The sequence below is a fragment of the Coprococcus intestinalis genome, assembly GCF_023656595.1.
GTDB lineage: Bacteria > Bacillota > Clostridia > Lachnospirales > Lachnospiraceae > Coprococcus_A > Coprococcus_A intestinihominis.
In genome coordinates this window covers 82049-108859 of record NZ_JAMOKJ010000003.1, presented here as the reverse complement: position 1 = coordinate 108859, position 26811 = coordinate 82049, and the positions used below count along the sequence as shown (strand labels likewise).

Sequence of the window (26811 nt, the reverse complement as noted above, 5' to 3'; positions counted from 1 at the left end):
GAATAACACTTTAAAGATGCAATAGAAGAAGACGATGAAGTCTTTGGATATTGCATCTTTTTGCGTTTAGGTGCGCAATCGTGTGAAAAGCTTTTGATTTTCTATATATTGACAATCAATTAACATCATTGTATTGATTCGTATTCAATTTGTATCATTATAAATTTAAATTTGTTATTTTAAAAACGAAATATTAAGAATTTAAATGGAAAATAATAACAAAAAAATTTTTATAAACTAAAAAATTTTGTTAAAAACGAGTTGCAATTTGTTTAAAATATGATAAAATGAAAGTATAGTTTTTGACATATTATGAAAATTGACGAAATAACCATCAATAGAGCAACAGGAAAGTTGAGGATTAAGGATGTATAGTTTCTTTGTAAATGGATGTCAGGTTTCGACATCAAAAAAACAATCTCTTTTGCGCTTCCTGCGGGATGAAATGCACCTGACGTCTGTCAAGGACGGATGCAGTCAGGGGGCCTGCGGTGCATGTACAGTGCTTATTGACGGAGAGACCTGTAAGGCCTGTGTGCTGCAGACAGATCGACTGGAGGGTCGATCAATCATCACTGTAGATGGTCTCAGTAAATGGGAATCAGAGGTTTACACGTATGCTTACGGTGAGGCCGGAGCTGTTCAGTGCGGTTTCTGTATTCCGGGTATGATCATGTGCACCAAGGGACTTCTGGACCGCAATCCGGATCCGACGGAAGAGGAGATTAAATATGCGCTTCGCAATAACTATTGCCGCTGTACCGGCTATGTGAAGATTATTGCCGCGGTAAAGCTGGCGGCAAAGATCATGCGTGCCGGTAAGATTCCGGCGGCAGGTGCGGATGACTGGCTGCTTGGTTCAAGGGTACACAGACTGGATGTGGAGGAGAAGGTGCTGGGTTACGGCAAATATCCGGATGATTACTATCTGGATGGCATGTGTTATGGTACGGCGCTCAGAAGTAAGTATCCGAGAGCAAGAGTTTTGTCGATTGATACAACAGCGGCGAAGGCTCTGCCGGGGGTTATTGATGTTTTTACGGCAGCAGATATCCCAGGAGAGAATAAGATCGGCCATTTGAAGCACGATCAGTATACAATGATCCCGGTAGGCGGATTGACGCATTATCTGGGAGATGCCATTGCACTTGTGGCGGCGGAGGATATGGAGACCGCAGAGAAGGCAAAGAAGCTCATTAAGGTTGAATATGAGGTACTGCCGGCTGTACATAATATTCAGGAAGCGGCTGCGGAAGGTGCACCTCTTGTATTTGATGAAGAGACAACCAATGTTCAGGCTTATAAACATGTCAGCAGAGGCAATGCAGATGAAGCCATCAGTAAGGCGGCGCATGTGATTTCTCATCATTTTGAGACACCATGGACGGAACATGCTTTTCTGGAACCGGAATGTGCAGTGGCTTATATTGATGATGACGGGGATGTCATGATCATTTCTACAGACCAGTCTGCTTATTGCACATTCCATGAAAGCAGTCTGATGCTTGGCACAGACAAGGTGAAGTGTCAGAATGCCCTTGTAGGCGGCGGCTTCGGCGGCAAGGAAGACATGACAGTTCAGCATCTTGCTGCACTGATTACTTATCTGACGAGACGTCCGGTCAAAGTCCGTCTGACAAGAGCAGAATCTCTGCTGATCCATCCGAAACGTCATCATTTTGAGATGGATTTTACCATGGGTTGTGATGAAAAAGGCCATATTATGGGAGTCAAGGCGAAAGTGGCTTCTGATACAGGTGCTTTTGCATCCCTTGGCGGGCCGGTACTGGAACGTGCCTGTACCCATGCAGCAGGTCCATACGCCTATGAGAATTTTGAGATTGAGGGAAGAGCTTATTATACCAATAATCCGCCGGCGGGCGCCTTCAGAGGCTTTGGTGTGACTCAGACGTGCTTTGCCACAGAGACACTGCTGAATATGATGGCAGATGAGATTGGTATTACACCTTGGGAGATCCGTTACCGCAATGCCATTCGTCCGGGAGGTGTTCTTCCGAATGGGCAGATCGTAGATGAATCCACAGGTCTTGTAGAGACACTGGAGGCTGTGAAGGAAGAATATGAAGCCGCGCTGGCTGCAGGCAAACCGGTGGGGATTGCCTGTGCGATGAAGAATGCCGGTGTCGGTGTTGGTATTCCTGACTGGGGCCGTGTGAAGCTGATTGTTGAGGAGGATGCAAAGCTTCATATTTATTCCGGAGCCTCCTGTATTGGTCAGGGACTTGGAACAGTGCTTGTGCAGATGACTGTGACGAATACAGATCTTAAGAGAGATGATATTGTTTATGAGCGAAGCAATACATGGATCGCACCGGATTCAGGAACGACATCCGGTTCAAGACAGACTATGATCACCGGAGAAGCCTGCAGGAGAGCCTGTGAGAAGCTCATGGAAGCAAAGGGCAGCGATAAGTCATTAAAGGATTTGATCGGTCAGGAATTCTATGGGGATTATCTTGCAAAGACAGATCCGCTGGGGGCAGATGTGCCGAATCCTGTTTCACATGTGGCCTATGGTTATGCTACGCAGGTTTGCATTCTTAATGAGAAGACAGGCAAGATCGACCGGATGATTGCAGCCCATGATGTGGGCAAGGCTGTCAATCCATTGTCCTGCGAAGGACAGATTGAAGGCGGTGTGGTGATGTCCATCGGTTATGCGGTGCGTGAAAAATACCCGATCGATGAGAACTGCAAGCCGATTGAAAAATATGGATCCATTGGCCTTATTAGAGCCCATGAGATACCGAAGATCGATGCCATTGTCATTGATAAGCCGGGGTTAAATGTTGCCTGCGGTGCTATCGGTATCGGTGAGATCACATCCATACCGACTGCGCCGGCTATCACAGATGCGTATTACCGTTATGACGGCAGCAGACGTTATGTTCTGCCGATTGACAATACCCCTTATGAGAGGAAGGAATAAATATGGCTGTTAAGAAGAAATTTCCTTATCGTTCAGCATTGGTGGCCTGTAATGGAGGATGTCATGTACAGGAAGGACAGAGCTGTGAAAATGGCTGTATCGGCTGCGGCATATGTGTGTCAGTCTGTCCGTTCCAGGCGATTGTCATCAATGAAAATGGTGTGGCACAAGTAGATGAAGCAAAATGTGTTGCCTGCGGCAAATGCGTGCGTGAATGTCCGAAACAGGTGATCCATATCCATGAATGTGCCAATTATATTGTGGTTCGTTGTTCTAACCGACAGAATGGCAAAGAAGCCAGACAGGTCTGCTTGGCCAGCTGTATCGGCTGCGGTATCTGTGAGAAGACCTGCACAGCTGGTGCTATCAAGGTAACAGAGCACTGTGCAGTGATTGATGAATCTGTCTGTCTCAGCTGTGGCATGTGCGTAGTTAAGTGTCCGCGTCACGTTCTGACAGATTTAAGAGGAATTATCTGTTAGAATCGCATAGTGGGCGGCAAAAGCACAGATGAAGCGCATATGATGAGGTTTGTTGGTCGGTGTCGGCGCTGTCCATGAAAAAAGACGGATAGAGTGATAAAAAATAGTTGACGAATTAAAAATTTATGGTATAATGCTTTTAGTGCTATGAATATACCCACAGTTGTATCAGCACAATACACAACTGGAGGGAGGTAAGGTGTGAGCTATGTCGAATGTAATCGTTAAAGAAAACGAAACTTTAGATAGTGCTTTACGCAGATTTAAAAGAAACTGCGCTAAAGCCGGTATCCAGCAGGAAATTCGCAAAAGAGAGCATTACGAAAAACCAAGCGTAAGACGTAAGAAGAAATCAGAGGCAGCTAGAAAACGTAAGTATAAATAAGCTGTAGTTCTCGTATTGCAGTATGAAAGAATCAAAGGGTTGTTTCCGTTTAGGAAGCAACCCTTTTTTCGTAAAAGTTCTGCAGATATGGCACGTGTACATCGTTTTCGAAGGGCTTGTAGCCGACAATGAATTAAGAGGGAAAGTTATGGAAAGAGCATTTGCTATGTTGGCTGAACTTCTGCAGCAGGAGCAGTTTGAGCTGCTTATATCGGAAGAGGATCAGACGGATCACAGTGTAGAGACGGATATTCGCCTTGTCTATTTGATGAATGATGCAGTGGAAAGTTTTCTTGTTTTTAAAGAAGCAAAAATGACTGGTAAGTATCTGAGAGACTATGAGGGTATGCTGGACGCGACACTCAGCAAAGAGGAAGAAACTTATATTCTGACTGTATGGCAGGATGATCAGGCACTGACAATCTTTTTTAAGCAGTTGGAACTGGAAGTTCATCTTTATGAATATGGCGAGGTTGCGCATTTCTGGGTACCGGGATATGAATATCTGCGTCTTTTGGAGTATCAGATTGCCATTTTGCGGGACAAATATGATTACCTTGGAGAAAATTACTGCACGGATATTGAAAAGAAACTGGCTCAGTTGGCGGATTTTCCGCCTTTAAATGATACATGTTATCCTGCGGTGCCGGAGAAATATCTGGTACCGAGAGTCAATGGGTGGAGGCCAACAAAGGCGGCAATTGATGTGATGATTGAATTGGCTGGAGAAGTCAATGATCGAAGCATGATCAGAAATTTGAAACTATACAGGAAGTGTCATGGAAGGTGGATGACACGGAAGATTGCCGGAATGCTGTGTCAGACGATACATCAGCAGTTGATTGTTCTGATTTCCGAAAAAATGCAGGAGGGAACCAGACATTACTCAAAACGCATTTTTGATGAAAAAATTGAAGATGAGTTTAATCGTCGATTAAAAAAGGCAGTGAAGCGGCAGCAGAAATTGATTGCTAGCGGTATCAGAGCCCTGGTGTACCGGGAAGAACCATTTACGACAGCAAAGGACAGTCTGGAATTTCATGTTTACCTTATGATTGATGAAAAGTGCAGAAAAAACAGGAAGGTTCGAATTGAAGAAATCAGATGAAGGTGCACTTACAATTACGACAATCAGTGGTGCTTTGCTGATGTGTGATAAAGAAGCAATAGAAGTGTAAAAAATTTTGCCGTTCCTATCCGGCACTTGCGCATTGTGTCGGATAGGTCGGGCGGTTATTCGGGCAAGTCCACCTTGCCGCCAGCATACGGGCAGCGTCAAAGGACGCATGACGAATAACAATCCGGCAATAGGTATCATGGGTATAGCGGATATGTTCTTGATAGGCTTCCTGTTCGGTCATGGAAACTCCCCCTTCCTTCGATTATGGGAAAGGGCGGCAGCACTTTTTACTGTCGCCCCTTGATTCCCCACCAGCAAGGACAGACGGGGCTGTCAACGGTGGGCGCAGCACATTCACTTGCCGTTGACTGGCTCGGCTGGGTTTGCTATTTTTGAATGGTAATTGCAGATTTAATTCTTGCGACTATATCCAATGGTGCTTATTATGAGGGAAATTCCAAAAATCAAAATTGCCGCTATCCCTGTGATTAGCACATATGAATGAACAGAATTTACCATAGCAGCCATTCCCGGCCCATCTTCAAAATATTTTACAAAGTAAAACATTGGAATTACCACAATCAATCCCATAGTTTGCGCAGAACGAAAACCAAACCAATAAGTTAATGGCAAGCAAATTCCTGTCCATAATAATGGGATAATAATTGCTGCTGCAATCGAAAATAACCAGATAAGCATATCAAAGTTTTGAAAAATTATGCTGGATAAACTATTGAACGCAATGCTTCCCAAAATGCTGATTGCAACAGTATATATTACGGAAACATATTTACTTGCAACAACAGTAAAATTGCTTATCGGCATAGCTAATTGATATTTTTTCCAGCTTGCCTTTTCATCACTTGCGAAACTCATAATATTTTGCATACCGATTGTCATGGCAAACATAACGGAAGTAAATAAGCCGGCATAAATTCCAGCATTGAAAATAAGCAGAACAATAGCTGCTGCTGCAATCAGAATAAGTTTCTTATCAATACTCTTGAAGAAAATGGATATGTCTTTATATATCAATCCTCGCATGATGTACCTCCTTTAACATAGAAAAGCATAATATCTTCTAATGTGGCATTATCCACAATGATGTTTTTGTATTTTCGTTTGAATGCTTCCTTGTCATGAACAAGACACTCCACGCTCATATTTGTAGTTCGATGTATGATATAATCATCAGAGGAAAGCTGTGCAAATTTTTCTTTTCCGCACTTTGCCACGCCATAATTATAAACAAGATCATCTTTCTGTTCCTCGAAAATGATTTTTCCCTGATGAATTAAAATCACATAGTCTGCAATTTTTTGTATGTCCGAAGTAATATGCGACGAAAAGAAGATAGAGCAATCTTCATCTTGGATAAATTCCAAAAATAGGTCTAATACTTCATCACGCACAACGGGGTCAAGACCTGTTGTTGCTTCGTCAAAAATCAACAGTTTAGGTCTATGTGCCATAGCACAAATGATAGACAACTTCATTTTCATGCCTTTAGAAAATGTGCCAATCGTTTTCTTGGTCGGGATTTTGAATTTTTTCAAGTATTGTGAAAAAAGGTTACTATCCCATGTCTTATAAACTCCTTTCAAGATTTTTTCAATATCTGCGGCTGTGAACACATCATGAAAATTACATTCATCAAAAACGACGCCAATATTTTCTTTGACAGTTGGAATTGTATGGTCTATTCCAAAGACTTGTATCTGTCCGCTATCTTTGCTTAGTTCATTTAATATCAGATTGATAGTAGTGCTTTTTCCTGCACCATTCTCGCCAATAAAACCTACAATCCTGCCTTTAGGGACTTTGAACGAAACATTGTCCAAAGAAAAATCCTCGAATTGCTTGCATAAATTCTGCACCAAAATGTTGTTATCCATGCCTGTCACCTCTCGTTATTCCTCGTAAAATAGTTTTAGAATATTCGTCATTTGCTCAAGACTAATGCCATGTGCTCGACCAATTTCTGCGACCTTTTGTAAAAGTTCTTCAGCAATTCGTAACTGTTCCTCTTGAATAAATTCCCTATTCTGTGATGCTACAAAACTGCCTTTTCCAGATACAGTTTCTATAAATCCATCTCTCGTTAAATCTTCATATGCTCTCTGAACGGTAATAACACTGATATGTAAATCTTTTGCTAAAGCTCTCATAGAAGGGAGGGCTTCGCCAGCAGATAATGTGCCGTCCATAATAAAACTTTTTACTTGCATACAGATTTGTTCGTAAATAGGCTTATCACTGCTATTACTTATGATAATCTCCACTTGCTCACCTCACCATGCGTACTTATCGTAATAAGCGTACTTATTCGATAAGTACAATATAGGCGATTTGTGTGAACCTGTCAAGAGAAAAGATGTAAATACATTCGGAAAAGTGAGTGGCTGTCTATCAAATTCTTGTGTGTTACTTTACCGCACATGAGCATTTATACATGGATTATAAGAATGACATTTCATTTTTGATAGACAGCACATTGAATTTATATGAGCATCAGTCAACGTGGAATCCGAATATGCCGCTTCGTGGATTGGGATATTTTGCGCGATTATATGAAGACTATGTCCGATTGAATGAACTGAATATTTATTCTGAGACGCGTCTTAAACTGCCAAAACCTCAGTATTTTGTCTTTTACAATGGTACAAAGGCTGAACCTGACAGACAAATTCTAAAATTAAGCGATTCATTTCCAGATGATGGCATACAATCGCATCTCGAAGTTATGGTAGTTGCATTGAATATTAATTATGGCCATAATAGAGAACTTATGGAGAAGTGCCGGAAGATCTTAGAAGAATACTAGGAGAGCAGAAGAATTCAGTGATACTCAGGAATAAGAGCGAATGATGTTTAGCTTTAGCCTGAGTTCGGTTTTTTGTATAGAAAAAGTGGAATACCTAAAAGGATTGCTGATAACAGAAACACTTGCCAGAAAAATGATTGAATTTGAATAACAATGGTATGTTTAACAGCTGCGTGCATAAACTGATGTGAGGAGAATGTGGAGGCGGCAATGGTGAAACAGCATAAGCGGTTTGTTCAAAATCAGGTTCAGACACATTTTTCTCAAAAAGAGAAGAAAAAGTATCCTTTTTGGAAGATTGCCATGGCAACTTTTTTTCAAGTGCCGGATGAGACTTTGGCGACCTTGCCGGTTTTTTATGGTGTTGGCAGGCATCGGCTTCGGGTGGAAAATTATTCCTCTATACAAATTTATCAGGAGGAAAAGATTGTACTGCATTGTCCGAAAATGTCTGTGACGATTGTCGGAAAAGCGCTTCAGATTATCTGTTTGAATGAGGATGAGGTGATGATAGAGGGCTACATAGAGCATATAGAATATCGCTGAAAAAACAGTATAAAGTAAGGATATTGTTGATGACAGCAAATATAAAGGAGGCGCATCATGTCCGTCGTGTCAAATCAGGTGCGGTGTCTTGTGACAGGTGAAGAAACCCTGCGTTTTGTGAATCTCTGTCGGAATAACGGCATTGAGTTGCGGCATTTGGTTCGGAGAGAAAATGCCATACAGATGGAAATAGATGCAGAGAATTTTAAAAAGCTGAGACCATTGGTTCGGAAAACACATGTTAAAATACATATTCTGAATCGGCATGGGCCGGCTTTTTTCTTTTACAGACATAAGCGGCGATGGTGGTTTTTGTTGGGAATGACGGTTTTTGCCGGCATGATCTATATATTGTCTCTCTTTGTCTGGCAAATTGATATTGACGGTAACCGCAAATATACGGATGCCTTGATTTTACAGGCATTGGCGCAGATGGATGTGAAGACCGGATGCCGAAAATCAGAGATTGATCTTCCGGAAATTGAAGAAGAATTAAGGATTATGTACAATGAAATTACCTGGGTGTCGGCCAGTATCGCGGGAACAAAACTGCAGATTGAACTGAGGGAAGGTGATTTGAAAATATCCGGAAGTTCAGGAGGCGGGCAGACCGGAAATGTGAAGCGTGTTGAGAATCGAGAGAATAACCCCAAAACGCAGAATGGTGAAAGTGAGACTGATTTGCCGGCAAATTTGGTGTCAGATGAAGATGCGATTATTACCAATTTGGTGGTACGGCGGGGGACAGTTGCAGTCCGCTATGGTGATGAAGTCAAAAAGGGTGATGTACTGATTGAAGGAAAAGTGTATATTTATAATGAAGATGAAACACTGAAAAAAGTGGATTATTTGACCGCGGAAGGAGATGTTTTCGGAAAATATCAAGAATTATATGAGAAACATTATCAGCGAAAACATGAAGTGCGCAGCTATACGGGGAAAAATTATCGAGAACTTGGGGTGGCAATAGTCGGAAAGAGCTTTTGCCTGCCTGTATGGGAGAACATTTTAAAAAAGCAATTGGAGGAGAATACTTTAAGTGAGGTATGGTCCTGGAAGAAGCAGTTCAGGCTGACACCGACTTTTTATTTGCCTTTTGCACTGGAGTATACGGAGTATGTTCCTTATAAAAATGTTGTGGAAGAGTATACCGATGAGGTCATCAAAAAGATGGCGGAAGAGGAATTGCAGAAGTATTTGAATGAATTGGAGAAAAAAGGGGTTCAAATTATCTCGAATAGTGTTACAATATCACTAGATGCTGACGGAGGTCATGTTAAGGGAACACTGATTCTGGATGGGCCGATTGGAAAAGAAGTGCCCATCAGCAGTGAGCATATGGCATCGACGCGGCATAATGAATAGATGGAGGATTATGCGACAGGATGAGTATTACTGAAGAAATCATTGATATCCCTGCGGAACATATCAGAAATGTATTTGGCGAATTTGATCATTATATCAAAAATATCGAACGGGCTTTGAATGTGACCATTATCGCCAGAGGCGGCAGCCTGAAGATTATTGGTGAAGCTGCAAAAACAAAGCGGGCAGTGAATGTACTGAATCAATTGATTCAATTATCTGTCAACGGAGAGGTTATTACAGATCAGAATGTTAATTATACGCTGGCACTGAGTATGGAAGATAAACAGGAGAAAGTGACGGAGCTTTACGATGAACTGATCTGCCATACCATTGGCGGACGGCCGATCAAGCCGAAGACGCATGGACAGAAGAATTATATTCGCAATATCCGTGAGAAAATGATTGTATTCGGTGTAGGTCCCGCCGGCACGGGCAAGACATATCTTGCCATGGCTATGGCTATTACGGCCTTTAGGAATAATGAAGTCAATCGAATCATTTTGACAAGACCGGCTATTGAGGCAGGTGAGAAACTCGGTTTTTTGCCGGGAGATTTGCAGAGTAAGATCGATCCTTACTTGAGACCTTTATATGATGCGCTGTATGAGATCATGGGAGCAGAAAGTTTCCAGAAGAACATGGAAAAGGGATTAATTGAGGTGGCGCCGCTTGCTTATATGAGAGGGCGTACCCTTGATAATTCGTTTATTGTTTTGGATGAGGCGCAGAATACAACACCGGCTCAGATGAAGATGTTCCTGACCCGTATCGGTTTTGGCTCCAAGGTTATTGTGACAGGTGATTTAAGCCAGAAGGATCTGCCAACGGGGCAGCAGTCTGGACTGGATGTGGCACTGAAAGTGTTAGGCGGCATTAATGATATTGGGATTTGTATGCTTTCCAGCCAGGATGTTGTGAGACATCCGCTGGTACAGAAGATTGTCAAGGCTTATGATGATTATGAAGCGAAGCAGAAGCATTTGTCAAAAGACGGTCTGAAGAAAGATGAAGCAGCCAGGGCTAGAACAAAGCGATCATCAGTACGCAGAAAGATAAGCGAACGAGGAGATAAATAGGAGAGAGTTTATGACAGTAAATATTGATTATGAAGCAGATAAGAAGCTTGATTTTGACTATGAGAAGATTATCAGGGAGGTCATCAATGGTGCCCTTGATTTTGAAGAATGTCCCTATGAAACAGAAGTAAATGTGGTTTTGACAACGAATGATGAAATTGCAATGATTAACAGAGACTACAGAGATCTGTTCAAACCGACAGATGTGTTGTCATTTCCTATGATTGACTATGTACGGCCGGGGGATTTTTCAGTATTGGAGGAGGGATTGACAGAAGATTTCTTCAACCCGGAGAGTGGTGAACTGATATTGGGGGATATTATTTTGTCTGTGGACAAGATTATTGAGCAGGCTGCAAGTTATGGCCATTCCCAGCAGAGGGAATTGGGCTTTCTTGTGGCTCATAGTATGCTGCATTTGTTCGGATATGACCATATGCAGGATGAAGAGCGGGAAGTGATGGAGGAGAAGCAGAGAGACATTTTGAATATGCTGAATCTGAAGCGTTAGTGTATGTAGGACGGAAGGATTCAGAGATATTTTTAGTGGAAAGACAACAACACAAATTTATAAGATAATGGGGGTAATTTTATGAAAAAGATGAAATATGGTATGACAGCTGTATGTTTGGCAGTAGGTATGATGCTGGCAGTAACTGCTTGTGGCGGTAAGAAGACAGAATCAACGGAAACAGAGACTCAGACTGAAGTTACGGTTGAAACACAGACAGAAAGTGAGACAGAAACGGAAGCAGAGACGGAAGCAGCTTTGCCTGCCGGCGAAATGTACAGTTATCTGACTGGAGAGCCTGTCAGTGAGACAATCGGAAAGCAGCGTCCGTATGCGATTATGATCAATAACATTGATGTGTCGCTTCCGCAATCTGGTGTCAGTCAGGCTGAAATGATTTATGAAGCACAGGTAGAAGGCGGTATTACGCGTCTTCTGGCTCTTTTTCAAGATGTGGATAACGTTGAAAAAATCGGGTCTGTCCGGAGTGCAAGACATAATTATATTGATTTTGCCAATGATAATGATGCTATTTATGTACACTATGGTCAGTCAAGGTTTGCACTTGAACGTATTGAAAATGAGAATATTACGACAATTCATGGCATATCAAGCTATGAACCGAAAGTTTTTTATCGTTCAACGGATCGTGTAGCACCACATAATGTCTATACAACCGGCAAGATGCTGGCAGCGGGACTTGAAGTCACAGGCCTTACCAGAGATTATCCGGAGGGATATACACCGCGACTGCAGTTTAATCATGTTGATACGGAGCTGAAAGATGGAATAAATGCACAAAAAGTGAATATTCCATTTGACTCGAAGCCATATTTCACATATAATACTGAGGATGGTCTTTACTATCGCTATCAGTTTGGTGAAGCCCATATCGACCGGGAGAATAATGAACAGCTGGCCTTTAAGAACATTATTGTTCAGTATGTAGCTCAGAAGTCCATCAGCGAAGAAGATTATCAGGATATGACGTTGAATGGTTCTGGCAAGGGACTGTATATTACAGATGGCAAAGCTGAAGAGATTACATGGAAAAGAAATGATAATGCAGATAAGACGAAATACTATGATGCATCAGGCAATGAGATTTCCTTGAATCCTGGAAAAACATTCTTCGAGGTCGTATCAGACAGTAAAACTGTCACTTTAGAATGATATAGACAAGAGGTGTATGAATGGGAAGCTCTTCCAAAAGCAAAAACAAAGGCGGCGATATCATTGTGCAGGGGTCGATCCTGGCCGCTGCACAGATTATTGTCCGCCTGATTGGGCTGTTCTACCGTATTCCGCTCCAGCGAATTGCAGGAGATGTTGCGATGGGGTATTACGGCTACGCATATGATATTTATATGTTACTGTTGCTTGTTTCGTCCAATGGTGTGCCGCTGGCAGTCAGTAAGTTGGTGTCAAAGACGCATGCCAAACGGGATTATACCAATGAACACAGAATTATGGTCAGTGCCCTTTTGTGGACACTGGTTGTGGGATCTGTGATCGGCCTTGGTACATTTATCTTTGCGAAACAGATTACAAGTGCTGTATTTGGCCCTGAGATGATTGGGGTGGTGCCGGCACTCAGAGTTCTGGCACCGACAATTTTCCTCTGTTGTGTCATGAGTACTTTCAGAGGTTATTTTCAGGGAATCGGCAGCATGATGCCTACAGCCATTTCACAGATTTTTGAACAGATTTTTAATGCAGTTGTCAGTGTAGCAGCCGCAGCAATCCTTGTATCCCAGGGACCTGCATGGGCCGCCATGGGCGGTACCCTCGGTACCTGTATCGGTGCACTTGCAAGCACGATTTTCCTGATTATTATATATATGTTGTATCACCCACGGTTTATGCATCGTGTACACAAGGATAAACTGCATCAGCCGGAATCCTATAAGAATATTTATAAAGTGTTAACACTGACGATGGCACCGGTTGTTTTGAGTTCTGTTATTTATCAGGTGAGCGGCATCATTGATTCTTCTTTATATAGTAATATTTTAGCTAAACTTGGCTATGATGCAGAACTGATTTCATCTTTATATGGCGTCTACAGCAGCAAGTATAAGATGCTTGTGAATGTACCGATGGCGATGGCAACAGCACTTGGATTGGCCGTTGTCCCGGGTATTTCATCAGCCATGTTAAGGGGTGACAGGGAAGAAATTCACAGCAAAATAGAGACAACAGTTAAATTCTGTATGATCATTGCAATCCCGGCCTGTGTAGGTTTATCCGTGCTTGGCGGACCGATCATGCAGCTGCTGTTTAATGATTCATCTGCGCTGACAAGACATTTGATTACGATCGGTACACCGTATTTGTTGTTTTATTCTTTGTCGACGGTAACGATTGGTGCACTTCAGGGAATTGACAAAATGAACACACCGATTGTGAATTCAGGTATTGCTCTGGCGATTCATACGGTATTTATTGTAATTCTGCTGAGATTCTGTGATATGAATATTTACGCAATTTTATATAGTAATATTCTATTTGGTTTCCTGATGTGTATTTTTAATCAGGTTGCTTTAAGACGTTATATCGGTTATGAACAGGAAGCAAAACAGACATTTCTGATACCTGCAGCTGCATCGGCGGTGATGGGCGTAGCTACATTTATTGTTTATAAGGGTGTTTATTTTGTTTTACATATCAATGCAATTGCAACATTGCTGGCAATCATTGTCGCAGTGGTTGTTTATGCAGTGGCATTGCTGAAGTTCCATGGTCTGACGGAGGAAGAATTATATTCTTTCCCGAAGGGAACAACACTGAGTGTGTATTTAAAACGTTTTCATTTGATATAAGGAGCCTTGTATGATTTACGATGTATGTATCATCGGAGGAGGCGCTTCCGGACTGGCTGCAGCGATTGCAGCCGGGAGGGAAGGAGCCTCAGTTTTAGTTATTGAAAGAATGGATAAAACCGGCAAGAAGATTCTGGCAACGGGCAATGGCAAGTGTAATCTGACCAATCAGGCCATTCGAAGGGGCTGTATTTCCTCCGGTGTTTACAGATCCGGGCAGGAGGTGTTTCCGCTTCATGTACTGGAGAATTTTGATGCCGGTGATACACTGGCTTTTTTTGAATCCATGGGGCTTTATACAAAAGCGCGAGATGGTTATGTATACCCGATGTCTGAACAGGCCGCATCGGTCCGAGATATATTGTGCTGGGAACTGGCAGAGCAGAAAGCCGATGTGGTAACCGGACAGGAAGTAAAGAAGATCAGAGTTGGCGGTAAAGGTTTGTCGAAGGGCGGTTTTACCGTTTATTCGGTAGACAATGTTTATCAATGCAGAAAACTGATCATGGCCTGTGGCGGCGCATCTGCATCCAAACTTGGCAGCAACGGTTCCGGATACAGACTGGCAGAGAGTCTTGGACATCATGTGTCTGCACCGGTGCCTGCATTATGTGCGCTTCATTGTAAGGAGAAATATTTTAAAGAACTGGCGGGAATTCGTCTTCAGGGCAGGGTAAGACTTCTTACAGGCGGCAAAATGGCTGCGGAGGACAGCGGTGAAATCCAATTGACTGCGTATGGTATTTCAGGAATTCCGGTGTTTCAGGTGAGCCGTTACGCCGCGAAAGCTTTGCAAATGAAAAAAACAGTGACAGCGGTACTTGATTTGATGCCAGCTGTCAGCGACAAAGGACTTCGTGCCAGACTGATGTGGCAGATGCATGCCAGTCCGAAGTGGACAATGCGGATGGTGCTTTCGGGAATGATGAATAGTAAGCTGGCAGCCTGTCTGTTAAAATGCGCTGGCATAGACGGCGGACAGCCATGCTGCAAAGTAGATGATCGTGCACTGGAGCGTTTGATTGCACTGGTGAAACATCACGAAGTGCATATTAACGCGACAAACGATTTTGAACAGTCCCAGGCAACAGCCGGAGGGGTTGATACAAGAGAAATAGATGAGAAGAATATGGCATCAAAAATTGTCAGAGGACTTTATTTTACCGGAGAATTATTGGATGTTGATGGCATCTGCGGAGGATACAATCTGCAGTGGGCTTGGGCAACCGGTATTCTTGCAGGTTCAGATGCCGGAAGGAGCTGCCGTGTTAAAGGTTAATCAGATTAAACTGCCTCTGAACCATTCAAAAAAACAATTAAAAGAGGCGATTGTGCATAAATTGCGTATCAGACCGGAGGAGATGATAGATTACCGGATTCTCAAACAATCAATCGATGCGAGAAAATCCGGAAAAGGCGGGCATGCCGGGGAAGTTCTTTATCAGTATTCCGTGGCAGTGACATTAGCAAATGAAAAGCAGTATCTGAAAAAGCATCATGCCAATAAAGATATACTGCCTTATACACCGGTCATCTATCAGATGCCGGAAAAGGCAGCGGACAAACCAGCAAAGCCTCCGGTAATCATCGGCAGCGGACCGGCCGGCCTGTTCTGTGGGCTCATGCTGGCCAGACAGGGATATGATCCGATTATTCTGGAGCGGGGAAGTGAAGTGCACACCCGTATGGAGAAGGTGAATGCCTTCTGGGCAGGCGGTAAGCTTGATAAGGAGTGCAATGTACAGTTTGGTGAGGGCGGTGCCGGTACTTTTTCAGATGGTAAACTCAATACGCTTGTTAAGGATCCATCTGGACGACAGAGAAAAGTTATGGAGACTTTTGTAGAGGCGGGAGCACCGGAAGATATCTTATATGTGCAGAAGCCGCATGTGGGGACAGATCTGCTTGTAGGGATTGTTGAAAAACTTCGCAATGAGATACTTTCTCTGGGCGGTCAGGTGCACTTTGATTCAAAAGTGACAGATTTTGTGATAGATGCTCAGAATCATATTAGAGGTGTTATTGTCAATGACCGTGAGAAAATTGAAGCTGACCAGGTTGTTCTGGCAGTGGGACATAGTGCCAGGGATACTTTTGAGAAACTTTTGGAGAGAAAGATTACCATGGAGCCAAAGCCGTTTGCTGTCGGTGTGCGCGTGGAGCATCCGCAGTCAATGATTAATGCATCCCAGTATGGCAGCGTAGCAGACCAGCTTCCGGCAGCCAGTTACAAATTAACTTACCGGACGGGTAAGGGGCGCCAGGTGTATACATTCTGTATGTGTCCCGGCGGCTATGTGGTGAATGCTTCTTCAGAAGAAGGCATGTGTGCGGTGAATGGTATGAGCAACCGTGGACGTGACGGTGCCAATGCCAACAGTGCGGTGATCGTGGGCGTTTCACCGGAGGATTTCGGCAGTTCTGATATTCTTGCCGGGATGGCTTTTCAGCGAAAATGGGAGAAACTGGCTTATGAAGAAGGTCAGGGACTTGTGCCAGTGCAGCTTTTCGATGATTTCAAAGAAAAAAAAGTCTCAGAACGTTTTGGAGCGGTGAAGCCCGAACATAAAGGCGGTTATCATTTCGGCAATTTATGGCATTGCCTGCCGACGTTTGTCTGTGAAAGTCTGGTAGAAGGCATTGATGCTTTCGGCAGAAAGATCAAAGGTTATGACAGACCCGATGCTATTCTTTCGGGTGTTGAAACGCGAACATCTTCACCGGTGCGAATACCGAGAGATGAACATTTTGAAAGCAGTGTTGGGGGCCTTTACCCATGCGGTGAGGGAGCCGGTTATGCAGGCGGCATTACAAGTGCTGCTATGGATGGCCTGCGTGTAGCGGAAGCTGTAGCAGCGGCTTATGCCGCCGTTGAACAGGCAAAGTAGAAATGTTTGTCAGAAACAGAGAAATAATTGTCTGGGGACAATGACAGAGAGAGAATGGAGGCAGACATGCTGATTACGAATAAACATTACAGACAGAATCTGAAAAACAAAAAGAGAATTGTCATTAAAGTGGGATCGTCCTCGCTTGTGCACCCGGAAACCGGAGAGACAGATCTGCTGAAACTGGAGCAGTTGGTGCGAGTCCTGTGTGATCTGCGCAATCAGGGCAAGGATGTGGTACTTGTTTCATCCGGTGCCATTGGTGTAGGGAGAAAAGCCCTTGGTTTAAACGAGCGTCCGAAGGAACTGGCTCAGAAACAGGCCTGTGCTTCAGTGGGTCAGGGAATGCTGATGATGATTTATCAGAAGCTTTTTAATGAATACAGCCATGTGGCTTCCCAGATTCTTATGACGAAACATACTATTGTCAGAGAAAAGAGCCTGCACAATGCCAGAAATACATTCAATGAGCTGCTGAAAATGGGTGTGATTCCGATTGTCAATGAGAATGACACCGTTTCAACGGATGAGATTGAGATTGGTGACAACGATACCCTGTCAGCGGTGGTGGCGGCGATTACCAGCGCAGATTTGCTGATTTTGTTGTCAGATATTGATGGCTTGTATACAGATGATCCGTCTCAGAATAAGGATGCGCTTTTTATTGAATGTGTGACGGATATTGATGATTCTCTTTACGAGATTGCCAAAGGAGCCGGCAGCGATTACGGTACCGGCGGCATGAAAACAAAAATTGACGCGGCACGTATTGCCAATGATGCAGGATGTGATATGATTATAGCAAACGGCAAAGATTTTCATGTCATTGACGACATTATGAAAGGACAGGAGAAGGGTACTTTATTCCTGGCTCATAAGAGTGAGAAGTTTAACATTCTGGATTATATAGAACCTGAAAAAATCATCAACGGAGGAGAAGAAGAAATTCATGATTACAGATGCTGATATTAAAAGAATTAATGAATTATACCATAAAAGTAAAAGTGAAGGGCTGACACCGGATGAAAAGCAGGAACAGGTGAAATTAAGAGAGGCTTATATCGAATCTGTCCGTGCCAATATGAGAAGACAGCTGAACAATATTGATGTAAAAAGACCGGATGGAAGTATTGTATCCTTGAAGGAGCAGGCAGCACAGAATCTGGCTAAGAAGAAAAAACATGCCAACTGATATCTGTGAAGCAAAGAGAATGCTGCGAAAGGAAATTCTTTCAAAGAGACGGCATCTTGGCGAAGAAATATGCCAGACATTCGGCAGACAGTTCACAGAGCGAATCGTCGGTCTGGATGAATATAAAGCGGCAGATACGATTTTATGCTATGCTTCCTGCAAAGGGGAGGCGGACACCTGGAAGCTGATAGAAAAAGCTTTGGAGGACGGCAAAAGAGTAGCATTGCCTAGAGTCACAGGTCCGGCAGAAATGCACTTTTATAAAATTACATCTATGAAGGATGTGGCACCGGGATATTATGATATTCCTGAACCGCTGGAAAACTGTCAGGAGGAAGTATTTGAAGGGTTTCTGGTTGTTCCCGGGACAGCTTTTGACAGACAGATGCACCGGATGGGCTATGGCGGCGGTTTTTATGATGTGTGGCTGAAACGTCATGGCAGTCAGGTGACAGCCTGTGGGCTGGCCTATGATTTTCAGTTAAGGAATGAAATACCTTTTGAAAGGCATGACAGAATGATGAATATAGTGATAACACCGGATGAGGTGATACGGAAAGGAGATGCGGCAGGTGACAACGATTGAGGAACTTGGCAGAAGGGCCAAACAGGCATCAAGACATATGAACAGAATGGGGACAACACAGAAGAATCAGATTCTGGCCTTGGCAGCACAGGCGCTGGTGGATGAGCAGGAAGAGATTTTGAAGGCCAATGCCATGGATATAGAGGCGGCAAGAAAGAAAAATATGCCGGAGCCGATGGTGGATCGCCTGGTTTTGTCAGAAAGCCGCATTGCCGGTATGGCAGAGGGACTGACACAGCTGATTGCCTTGGAAGATCCGATTGGTGAAATCATCAGTTCTACCGTTCGTCCAAATGGTCTTGAAATCTGCAAAAAGAGAGTGCCTATCGGCGTCATAGGAATTATTTATGAGTCCAGACCAAATGTGACAGCGGATGCCTTTGGGTTATGTTTTAAGACAAATAATACCGTGATTTTAAAGGGTGGCAGTGATGCCATTCATTCTAATATGGCCATTACAAAAGTATTGAGAAAAGCTATTGCCGCAGGGGGCGGCTGTGAAGATGCCCTTCTGTTGGTGGAAGACACAAGCCGTGAAACAGCAAAAGCCATGATGCGCCTGAACCAGTATATTGATGTACTGATTCCAAGGGGCGGTGCAGGATTGATTCGTACCGTTGTGGAGAACAGTACAGTGCCGGTGATTGAAACCGGAACAGGCAATTGTCATGTTTATGTGGATGCTTCTGCGGATATTGACATGGCGGTAAAGATTATTCTGAATGCAAAGACCCAGAGAACAGGTGTCTGCAATGCCTGTGAATCGCTGGTGATTCATAAAGACATTATCGGAGAGGCGCTTCCGGCTATTGCAAAGGCTCTGAGAGATAAGCACTGCGAGCTTCGCGGTGATGAGGCAGCCCTTGAAGTGGTGCCGGATATGAAGAAAGCAACAGAGGAAGACTGGGGAACTGAATACCTGGATCTGATTGCTTCTGTGCGTACCGTTGCTTCTGTGGATGAAGCCATTGAGCATATCAACCGCTACAATACCGGCCATTCTGAGGCCATTGTGACAAAAGATTACGCCAATGCGAGAAAATTCCTGGATGAGGTGGATGCTGCAGCGGTTTACGTCAATGCATCAACCCGTTTTACAGATGGATTTGAATTTGGTTTTGGTGCCGAAATCGGCATCAGCACACAAAAACTTCATGCCAGAGGGCCGATGGGGTTAAAAGAACTGACCACTACCAAGTATGTGATTTATGGGGATGGCCAGATTCGGGAATAAATATCTCAATCTTTGATTGTGATAAACTGGAGGATATGAATGAGCATTAATGATTATACAAAAGCAGAGGGTGTGTCACAGCTGCCTTCTGATGAAACTGAGAAACAGCTGTTTATCATCGAGCAGTTACATGAACAGATGCAGGCGGATTATGCCAGAACAGGGAAGAAAAAGACCTATCATGTGGTGACTTTCGGCTGTCAGATGAATGCCAGGGACTCAGAGAAACTGGCGGGCATTCTGGAACGCATCGGTTATGCAGAAACAGATACGGAGGATGCGGATTTTGTCATTTACAATACCTGTACGGTACGTGAAAATGCCAATCTTCGTGTTTACGGCCGCTTGGGACAGATGAAGCGTACTAAGCAGCACCATCCGGATATGCTGATCGCATTGTGCGGCTGCATGATGCAGGAGCCCCTTGTTGTTGACAAGATTCGTAAATCTTACCGTCATGTGGATATTATTTTCGGTACACACAATATCTTTAAATTGGCAGAGCTGATTCAGACACGTTTGAATACCGGCAAAATGGTGGTAGATATCTGGAAAGATACCAATCAGATTGTGGAGGATCTGCCGAATGAACGCAAGTACTCTTTCAAAACAGGTGTCAATATCATGTTTGGCTGCAACAATTTCTGCAGTTATTGTATTGTCCCTTATGTGCGTGGTCGTGAGAGAAGCCGTGAACCGAAGGATATTATCCGTGAGATTGAGCGTGACGTAGCAGATGGCGTGAAGGAAGTCATGCTCCTTGGACAGAATGTCAATTCCTACGGTAAGAATCTGGAAAACCCAATCAGCTTTGCCAAGTTGCTTCAGGAAATCGAGAAGATTGAAGGACTGGAACGTATTCGTTTTATGACTTCTCATCCGAAGGATTTGTCTGATGAACTGATTGCTGTTATGGGGCAGTCAAAGAAAATCTGCCGTCATCTTCATCTGCCGCTGCAGTCAGGCAGCAGTCGTATTCTGAAGTTGATGAACCGTAAATATACCAAAGAATCATATCTTGACCTGGTGGACCGCATCCGTAAAGGCTGCCCGGATATTTCTTTGACAACAGATATTATTGTGGGCTTTCCGGGAGAAACAGAAGAGGATTTCTTAGAGACCATGGATGTGGTGGAGAAAGTTGGATTTGACAGTGCCTTTACTTTCATTTATTCTAAAAGAACAGGCACCCCGGCGGCTTCTATGGAGAATCAGGTGCCGGAAGATGTTGTCAAGGATCGTTTTGATCGTCTGTTAAAGCTCGTACAGCAGAAGGCCTCTGAAGCTTCTGCACGTTTTACTGGCTCCGTACAGAAAGTGCTTGTGGAAGATGTGAATGAGCATGACGAAACCATGGTAACAGGCCGTATGAGCAATAATCTGCTGGTACATTTCAAAGGAACACCGGATTTGATTGGTCAGATAGTGGATGTTCATCTGGAAGAGTGCAAAGGTTTTTATTATATTGGTAATTTGTCAGAATAATAAACAAAATCGTGAAAAAAGAAAAATAATTGGTGAACTTTTACAAAAGAAAAAATAATCATAAAAAATAGTTGTATTTTCCAAATTTTGTGATATGATGAATGAGAAGTTAAGTTTGAAGAGCAAAGGCGTTCTCATTTATTTGAGGACGCCTTTTTACTTTACCGGGGTTCAGGTGCTATTTTTAGCACAGCGGTTAGTCAGAAGTGAGAGATGACGAATACCGTATAGCTCCGGAACAAGCAAATAATATTGAAATGAGGTAGGAACTATGTCAGTAAAAATCAATGTATCAGAGATTTTTGCATCTAACGTATTTGATGATGCGACAATGAAACAGCGTTTACCAAAGAAGATTTATGCTGAATTCAAGAATACACTTCTTGAAGGCAAGGACCTTGAACCACATGTGGCTGAGATTATCGCCCATGAGATGAAAGAGTGGGCCATTGAAAAAGGTGCCACACATTATACACACTGGTTCCAGCCTTTGACCAATATTACGGCTGAGAAGCATGATGCGTTCATTAATCCGCAGAAAGACGGCTCTATTCTTCTTTCTTTCTCAGGAAAAGAGCTGATCAAGGGTGAACCGGATGGTTCTTCATTCCCTTCAGGTGGTATCCGTGCAACATGTGAAGCAAGGGGTTATACAGCATGGGATTGTACATCACCGGCTTTCATTCATGAAGCTCCGGACAGCACACCGGTTCTTTATATTCCGACTATTTTCTGTTCTTACACAGGTGAAGCACTGGATAAGAAGACACCGCTTCTTCGTTCCATGGAAGCACTGAGCACACAGGCTATGCGTATTATCAAACTCTTTGGTGATACAACAGCAACAAAGGTTGTAACAAGTGTCGGACCTGAACAGGAATACTTCCTTGTAGACAAGGATACATATGACAAACGTAAAGACTTGATCTTCACAGGCCGTACATTATTCGGCGCACCTGCTCCTAAGGGTCAGGAACTGGATGATCATTACTTTGGTACAATCAAAGAGAGAGTCCTTGCTTATATGACAGAGTTAAATGAAGAACTCTGGAAATTGGGTATTACAGCAAAGACACAGCATAATGAAGTTGCACCTGCTCAGCATGAACTGGCACCGATTTATGATACAACCAATATTGCCACAGACCACAATCAGCTGATTATGGAAATTATGAAGAAAGTTGCACTTCGCCATAATCTTGTATGCCTGTTACATGAGAAACCATTTGCAGGTATCAATGGTTCCGGTAAACACAATAACTGGTCTATGAGCACAGATACAGGCAAGAATCTGCTGGAGCCTGGTGATACACCACATTCCAACAAGCAGTTCCTTCTTGTATTGGCATCTATCCTGAAAGCTGTTGATGATTATGCACCATTGCTTCGTATGTCCGCAGCAATTCCTGGCAATGACCACAGACTTGGTGCTAATGAAGCACCTCCAGCAATCATCTCCGTATTCCTTGGCGATCAGCTGGAAGATGTATTAAGCCAGTTATGTGAAAAAGGCGAAGCTACAAGAAGTCTGGAAGGCAGCCAGCTTGAAACAGGTGTATCCACTGTACCAAGATTCAGCAAAGATGCTACAGACCGTAACAGAACATCACCATTTGCATTTACAGGCAATAAATTCGAATTCCGTATGGTAGGTTCTTCTGCGTCCATCGCAGACCCTAACATTGTATTAAATACAATTGTTGCAGAGACATTATGTCAGGCAGCAGATATTCTTGAAAAGGCCGATGATTTTGAACTGGCTCTCCATGATCTGATCAAGGACTGGGTAACTGACCATATCCGTATCATCTTTAATGGTGATGGTTATTCAGATGCATGGGTAGAGGAAGCTGCCCGCCGTGGCCTTCCAAACATCAAGAATACAGTAGATGCTACATCTGTACTGGCAGATCCAGAAGTCATCAAACTTTTCGAGAAACATGGCGTATTCTCAGCAGTAGAGCTTGCAGCCCGTGAAGAAGTTGGTTACGAGAATTATTCTAAGGCTATCAATATCGAAGCAAGAACCATGATCGATATGGTTAAGAAAGAAATCATTCCTGCTGTTATGGAATATACAACAACTGTTGCAAAATCTGTTGCAGCTGTTAAGGCTGTTGGCGCAGATGCTTCTGTACAGGAAAAGGTTCTGAAAGAGATTACAACAGAGCTGTCCAAACTGGATGCATCTGTTGTTAAACTGGAAGCAGCAACAGATGCTTCTGTTAAGATTGAAGATCCTAAGGCTCAGGCTATTGCATACAGAGACGATGTATTCGCTCAGTTTGCAGAAGTACGTGAACCGGCTGATAAACTGGAAACACTGGTTGATGAGAAAGCTTGGCCATTCCCAACATATGCAGAACTGCTGTTCAACGTCTAAAAAGAGACGGAGCATTCGCGCTAAGTAGTTAGTAAAGTGCGGTTTTAGATTATCGATAAAAGGATTCCCTATGATCTGTTCAGCACAGGTGCATAGGGAATCCTTTTTTGAAGTTTATAGACCGCTTATTATCAACATTGAAGCTCAAAAAAATGAACCGAATGAATATGATATATTGAATCGGGCAATTTTTTATGTAAGCCGAATGATTTCTTCATAAAAGGAAAAGGATTTCAAACCTGGCTATTACAAAAAAGACAGCGGCAATGATGAATGATACAACTATTCGAAACAGGGAATAGCTGTATAATTTTTCCGGAGTGAATTTGTCATAACGTACTTTCACTGCCCCGCCGATTTGTGAGGACACAGGCACTTGTATGCGGTTATGGGACTGATAGATTCTGCCCTTTACTTTGTAGGAAACAACCGCCCATTTTGAATTGCGAAACTTTGATGTTTCAGGACCTGGTGTTTTAATGGATATAATGGTTCCGACGGTTTGCGCCGTTTTGTTGTAATTCAAAAGAAATTGAAGGATATTGAACAGGCAAAAGCACAGGGCGGCTGCGCTGATCATATAGAGAAAAATTTTTTCGTTATTCATATTTTAAACTCTCTTTCATGCTAAATCAGTTCTGTTATAAAATTTTATGGACAAAGCAGCAGATACTGCCAGAATCATACAGGAAAGCAACAAGACACTTCCGCAAATAAGGATTGGGGAAAATTCGGAAAGAAAGTTCAGGTTGAAATTTTCCATTTTCATGAGCTGAGGCAGGAGGAAAGGCGAAGCTATGATGACAACTGTAAAGGCAAATTTGGTTTTCTCGTAACCCAGCTTATACTGTATTGGAAGATAGATACTGATCAATACAGAGATGACTAAAAACATCAGGAAGAACATGGCTGCATTCATAGTGTCTAAACCGGGGATAATCAAAGCTTCAATGGTATAGATGGTGCAGCAGACCACATAAACGGCAATACAGAAAATGTACAGGGACAATACCATCATTTTTCGTGAAAAAGTTGCTGCGCATAGCAGAGAGGCTGCCTTTGGAAATTGATATTCTTTTAAAGAGATATATTGCAGCAGGATTAAAACGCAGAAAATGACAGACAGCATGAAGCCCAGAATCCCGGCATATTCAGGGACACGCCAGAGCATAAAAGGCGGGATAAGTACCGCAGCAGCCAGCATAATCAGTACATACTTTTTGATAATCAAGATATCTTTCTTTAATAAATACCATAGCATCATTTTCCACAACCTCCTAGATTGGCCAGCATAATATCTTCAATGGTGGGGCGTTCTGTGATGGCATCTGGAAGATACGACTGTACTCTGGCAGCATGTCTGGTGACGCCGGTAAAACCAAATGCAGTTTCTGTGATGTTTAAAAATAGCTGGCGTATATTCTCAGTTAATAATTTTTTATCACCTTTGATGATTCTGTAATTGTCAAGGAGAAAATCCTTCTCTTCCTGAAAGACGATGCGGCCATTGTGAATCATAATCAGCATATCAGCGATTTTGTCAAGGTCCGAAGTGATGTGGGTTGAGAAAAGTACACCTTTGCCGCCGTTTTCCATATAATCATTCAGAACATTCAAGAGCTGGCTTCTGCTTAGAGGGTCCAGTCCGCTGGTGGGTTCATCCATAATCAGAAGTTCAGCATTGTGAGAAAGGGCCAGAGTAAGGGCGTATTTCATCTTCATTCCTTTGGAAAGGGTATTGATTTTCCTTTTAGGGTCAAGGGAAAACATATTCATATAGTGTTTAAATTCTTTACTCTCAAAATATCTTTCATTGTTAATCCTCCTCGTAAAGAATATCCATCATGGCATTCAGTTCTTCTTTAGTAATTTTCAGTGATTTCGCAGTTTGTATCATATCGAGCATTTTCTGCTCTACAAGACGCCGTTTGGAATCCCGCAGTAATTCAAGATTGCCGGCAGATACAAAGGTGCCGATGCCGACCTGACTTGTAATAAACCCTTCCTGTTCCAGTTCCTCGTAAACCCGGCGAATGGTCAAAACGCTGACTTTCAGGTCATTGGCAAATGCACGGATAGAAGGAAGTGCATCACCCTCCACTAATTCTTCCTTTAAAATAGCGTCTTTAATCTGGTCTTTGATTTGCTGGTACAAAGGGCTGTCAGAAGTATTTGAAATAAGAATCTTCAAGTTTGTTCTTCATCCTTTCTACTAGTGTGCTGTTTACATATGCACATTATAAACATTAAGCACATAAATGTCAATAGGAGTGTGGAAATTCAGTATTAGGTGTATTATAATGGGAGTATAAACTTTGCACAGGAATTGGGATGCGGAATGTGTTGAATGTGTTTATAGTCTGCGAAGCAGACTGGATGCCGCGCCAGGGGATGCAAGGGAGTCTTGAAAAATTTACAGATAGAGAAAGAAAGGAATTAAAAGTATGGGAATAAAATATACGTCATTGACAAAAAAAGCCATGATGATTTGCTTTGAGACACATAAAAATCAAAAGGATAAAAGCGGCATGCCCTATGTTTTTCATCCATTTCATCTGGCAGAACAGATGGAGACAGAGGATGAAATCTGTACAGCGCTGCTGCATGATGTGGCAGAGGATTCAGACTGTACAATAGAAGATTTGAAAAAGGAAGGCTTTTCAGCGGACACGATAGAAGCCTTGCGGCTGTTGACCCATGAAAAATCTGTACCATATATGGATTACATTGCGGCACTTAAAGGAAATCCGATTGCCAGAAAGGTGAAGCTGGCAGATCTGGCACATAACAGCGATATCGGGAGACTGGCTATCGTGACGGATAAAGACCTGAAAAGGATGGAAAAGTATCAGAAAGCGAGAAATTTGCTTTTAGAAGAGTAATAATCGGTGCTTGTGATTAAATTCGATATATGCTAAAATGTAGAATGCAAAAAAAGACGAATTGACCGATGAAGAAA

Annotated in this window: 27 protein-coding genes and 1 pseudogene; 20 read left to right on the top strand and 8 right to left on the bottom strand. The window is 42.9% G+C overall.

Going from position 1 to position 26811, the window contains the following annotated elements; translation table 11 throughout:
• Positions 1–367 precede the first annotated feature (367 nt).
• The 4 genes from xdh to NBH03_RS03345 all read left to right on the top strand — a co-directional run bounded on the left by xdh (position 368) and on the right by NBH03_RS03345 (position 4925).
• The gene (gene xdh, locus NBH03_RS03360; protein ID WP_250797079.1) at positions 368–2950 is read left to right on the top strand and encodes a selenium-dependent xanthine dehydrogenase; all 2583 of its coding nucleotides are present in this window, start codon (positions 368–370) and stop codon (positions 2948–2950) included.
• A 2-nt stretch (positions 2951–2952) separates the two neighbouring features.
• Positions 2953–3432 (top strand): 4Fe-4S binding protein, encoded by a 480-nt coding sequence (locus NBH03_RS03355; protein WP_215689456.1) that lies wholly within the window; start codon positions 2953–2955, stop codon positions 3430–3432.
• 208 nt (positions 3433–3640) lie between these two features.
• A complete protein-coding gene (rpsU, locus tag NBH03_RS03350; RefSeq protein WP_008400815.1) occupies positions 3641–3817 on the top strand; it encodes a 30S ribosomal protein S21 in 177 nt (58 codons plus the stop codon).
• Between the two features lie 148 nt (positions 3818–3965).
• Complete coding sequence (locus NBH03_RS03345) at positions 3966–4925, top strand: DUF3878 family protein (RefSeq protein WP_250797074.1); 960 nt, start codon at positions 3966–3968, stop codon at positions 4923–4925.
• A 32-nt stretch (positions 4926–4957) separates the two neighbouring features.
• Here NBH03_RS03345 and NBH03_RS16185 read toward each other — a convergent pair.
• From NBH03_RS16185 to NBH03_RS03325, 5 genes and pseudogenes are all read right to left on the bottom strand, one after another.
• A pseudogene (locus NBH03_RS16185) lies at positions 4958–5029 on the bottom strand (Maff2 family mobile element protein); the annotation flags it as partial.
• Positions 5011–5178 (bottom strand): hypothetical protein, encoded by a 168-nt coding sequence (locus NBH03_RS03340; protein ID WP_227081473.1) that lies wholly within the window; start codon positions 5176–5178, stop codon positions 5011–5013. The gene NBH03_RS03340 and the pseudogene NBH03_RS16185, both read right to left, overlap by 19 nt.
• A gap of 170 nt (positions 5179–5348) precedes the next feature.
• A complete protein-coding gene (locus NBH03_RS03335; RefSeq protein ID WP_215689458.1) occupies positions 5349–5981 on the bottom strand; it encodes an ABC-2 transporter permease in 633 nt (210 codons plus the stop codon).
• Positions 5969–6832 (bottom strand): ABC transporter ATP-binding protein, encoded by an 864-nt coding sequence (locus NBH03_RS03330; RefSeq protein WP_250797069.1) that lies wholly within the window; start codon positions 6830–6832, stop codon positions 5969–5971. Before NBH03_RS03330 ends, NBH03_RS03335 begins: the two co-directional genes overlap by 13 nt.
• 15 nt (positions 6833–6847) lie before the next feature.
• Positions 6848–7219, bottom strand: a complete 372-nt coding sequence (locus tag NBH03_RS03325; RefSeq protein WP_055066322.1) for a GntR family transcriptional regulator — start codon at positions 7217–7219, stop codon at positions 6848–6850.
• A gap of 170 nt (positions 7220–7389) precedes the next feature.
• On the opposite strand from NBH03_RS03325, the gene NBH03_RS03320 reads away from it, so the two are divergent.
• The 15 genes from NBH03_RS03320 to NBH03_RS03250 all read left to right on the top strand — a co-directional run bounded on the left by NBH03_RS03320 (position 7390) and on the right by NBH03_RS03250 (position 23852).
• Complete coding sequence (locus NBH03_RS03320; RefSeq protein ID WP_250797067.1) at positions 7390–7761, top strand: hypothetical protein; 372 nt, start codon at positions 7390–7392, stop codon at positions 7759–7761.
• A gap of 210 nt (positions 7762–7971) precedes the next feature.
• Positions 7972–8307 carry a YabP/YqfC family sporulation protein gene (locus NBH03_RS03315; RefSeq protein ID WP_227081477.1) on the top strand — a complete coding sequence of 112 codons (336 nt, stop codon included), beginning with the start codon at positions 7972–7974 and terminating at the stop codon, positions 8305–8307.
• 57 nt (positions 8308–8364) lie between these two features.
• Entirely contained in the window at positions 8365–9672 is a 1308-nt protein-coding gene (locus NBH03_RS03310) for a sporulation protein YqfD (protein ID WP_250797064.1), read from the top strand.
• Positions 9673–9692: 20 nt separating this feature from the next.
• Positions 9693–10751: a PhoH family protein gene (locus NBH03_RS03305; RefSeq protein ID WP_215689462.1), complete on the top strand. Its 1059-nt coding sequence runs from the start codon at positions 9693–9695 to the stop codon at positions 10749–10751.
• Between the two features lie 10 nt (positions 10752–10761).
• Entirely contained in the window at positions 10762–11262 is a 501-nt protein-coding gene (gene ybeY, locus NBH03_RS03300; RefSeq protein WP_015514097.1) for an rRNA maturation RNase YbeY, read from the top strand.
• 81 nt (positions 11263–11343) lie between these two features.
• The gene (locus NBH03_RS03295) at positions 11344–12435 is read left to right on the top strand and encodes a DUF3048 domain-containing protein (RefSeq protein ID WP_250797062.1); all 1092 of its coding nucleotides are present in this window, start codon (positions 11344–11346) and stop codon (positions 12433–12435) included.
• Between the two features lie 20 nt (positions 12436–12455).
• Positions 12456–14084, top strand: coding sequence for a putative polysaccharide biosynthesis protein (locus tag NBH03_RS03290; RefSeq protein ID WP_250797060.1), 1629 nt, complete (start codon positions 12456–12458; stop codon positions 14082–14084).
• 10 nt (positions 14085–14094) lie between these two features.
• The gene (locus NBH03_RS03285) at positions 14095–15363 is read left to right on the top strand and encodes a BaiN/RdsA family NAD(P)/FAD-dependent oxidoreductase (protein WP_250797054.1); all 1269 of its coding nucleotides are present in this window, start codon (positions 14095–14097) and stop codon (positions 15361–15363) included.
• Positions 15350–16972 carry an NAD(P)/FAD-dependent oxidoreductase gene (locus tag NBH03_RS03280; RefSeq protein ID WP_250797411.1) on the top strand — a complete coding sequence of 541 codons (1623 nt, stop codon included), beginning with the start codon at positions 15350–15352 and terminating at the stop codon, positions 16970–16972. Before NBH03_RS03285 ends, NBH03_RS03280 begins: the two co-directional genes overlap by 14 nt.
• Positions 16973–17038: 66 nt before the next feature.
• Entirely contained in the window at positions 17039–17938 is a 900-nt protein-coding gene (gene proB / locus NBH03_RS03275) for a glutamate 5-kinase (protein WP_015514102.1), read from the top strand.
• Positions 17922–18164, top strand: coding sequence for a DUF896 domain-containing protein (locus NBH03_RS03270; protein WP_181966955.1), 243 nt, complete (start codon positions 17922–17924; stop codon positions 18162–18164). Before proB ends, NBH03_RS03270 begins: the two co-directional genes overlap by 17 nt.
• Positions 18154–18750: a 5-formyltetrahydrofolate cyclo-ligase gene (locus tag NBH03_RS03265; protein ID WP_250797047.1), complete on the top strand. Its 597-nt coding sequence runs from the start codon at positions 18154–18156 to the stop codon at positions 18748–18750. Before NBH03_RS03270 ends, NBH03_RS03265 begins: the two co-directional genes overlap by 11 nt.
• Positions 18737–19984, top strand: coding sequence for a glutamate-5-semialdehyde dehydrogenase (locus NBH03_RS03260; RefSeq protein ID WP_331476041.1), 1248 nt, complete (start codon positions 18737–18739; stop codon positions 19982–19984). The genes NBH03_RS03265 and NBH03_RS03260 overlap by 14 nt, the downstream gene beginning before the upstream one ends.
• Before the next feature lie 39 nt (positions 19985–20023).
• Positions 20024–21469, top strand: coding sequence for a tRNA (N6-isopentenyl adenosine(37)-C2)-methylthiotransferase MiaB (gene miaB / locus NBH03_RS03255; protein WP_250797039.1), 1446 nt, complete (start codon positions 20024–20026; stop codon positions 21467–21469).
• A gap of 271 nt (positions 21470–21740) precedes the next feature.
• Positions 21741–23852 (top strand): glutamine synthetase III family protein, encoded by a 2112-nt coding sequence (locus NBH03_RS03250; RefSeq protein WP_215689470.1) that lies wholly within the window; start codon positions 21741–21743, stop codon positions 23850–23852.
• Between the two features lie 622 nt (positions 23853–24474).
• Here NBH03_RS03250 and NBH03_RS03240 read toward each other — a convergent pair.
• Genes NBH03_RS03240 through NBH03_RS03230 form a run of 3 tightly spaced genes read right to left on the bottom strand, consistent with a single transcriptional unit; the run spans position 24475 to position 26043 of the window.
• Positions 24475–25116 (bottom strand): ABC-2 transporter permease, encoded by a 642-nt coding sequence (locus NBH03_RS03240; RefSeq protein WP_250797037.1) that lies wholly within the window; start codon positions 25114–25116, stop codon positions 24475–24477.
• Positions 25113–25622: an AAA family ATPase gene (locus NBH03_RS03235; RefSeq protein ID WP_442872329.1), complete on the bottom strand. Its 510-nt coding sequence runs from the start codon at positions 25620–25622 to the stop codon at positions 25113–25115. Before NBH03_RS03235 ends, NBH03_RS03240 begins: the two co-directional genes overlap by 4 nt.
• A 46-nt stretch (positions 25623–25668) precedes the next feature.
• The gene (locus NBH03_RS03230; protein ID WP_117526776.1) at positions 25669–26043 is read right to left on the bottom strand and encodes a GntR family transcriptional regulator; all 375 of its coding nucleotides are present in this window, start codon (positions 26041–26043) and stop codon (positions 25669–25671) included.
• Positions 26044–26296: 253 nt separating this feature from the next.
• On the opposite strand from NBH03_RS03230, the gene NBH03_RS03225 reads away from it, so the two are divergent.
• A complete protein-coding gene (locus NBH03_RS03225) occupies positions 26297–26734 on the top strand; it encodes a hypothetical protein (protein WP_015514111.1) in 438 nt (145 codons plus the stop codon).
• The last annotated feature ends 77 nt before the right edge of the window (positions 26735–26811 follow it).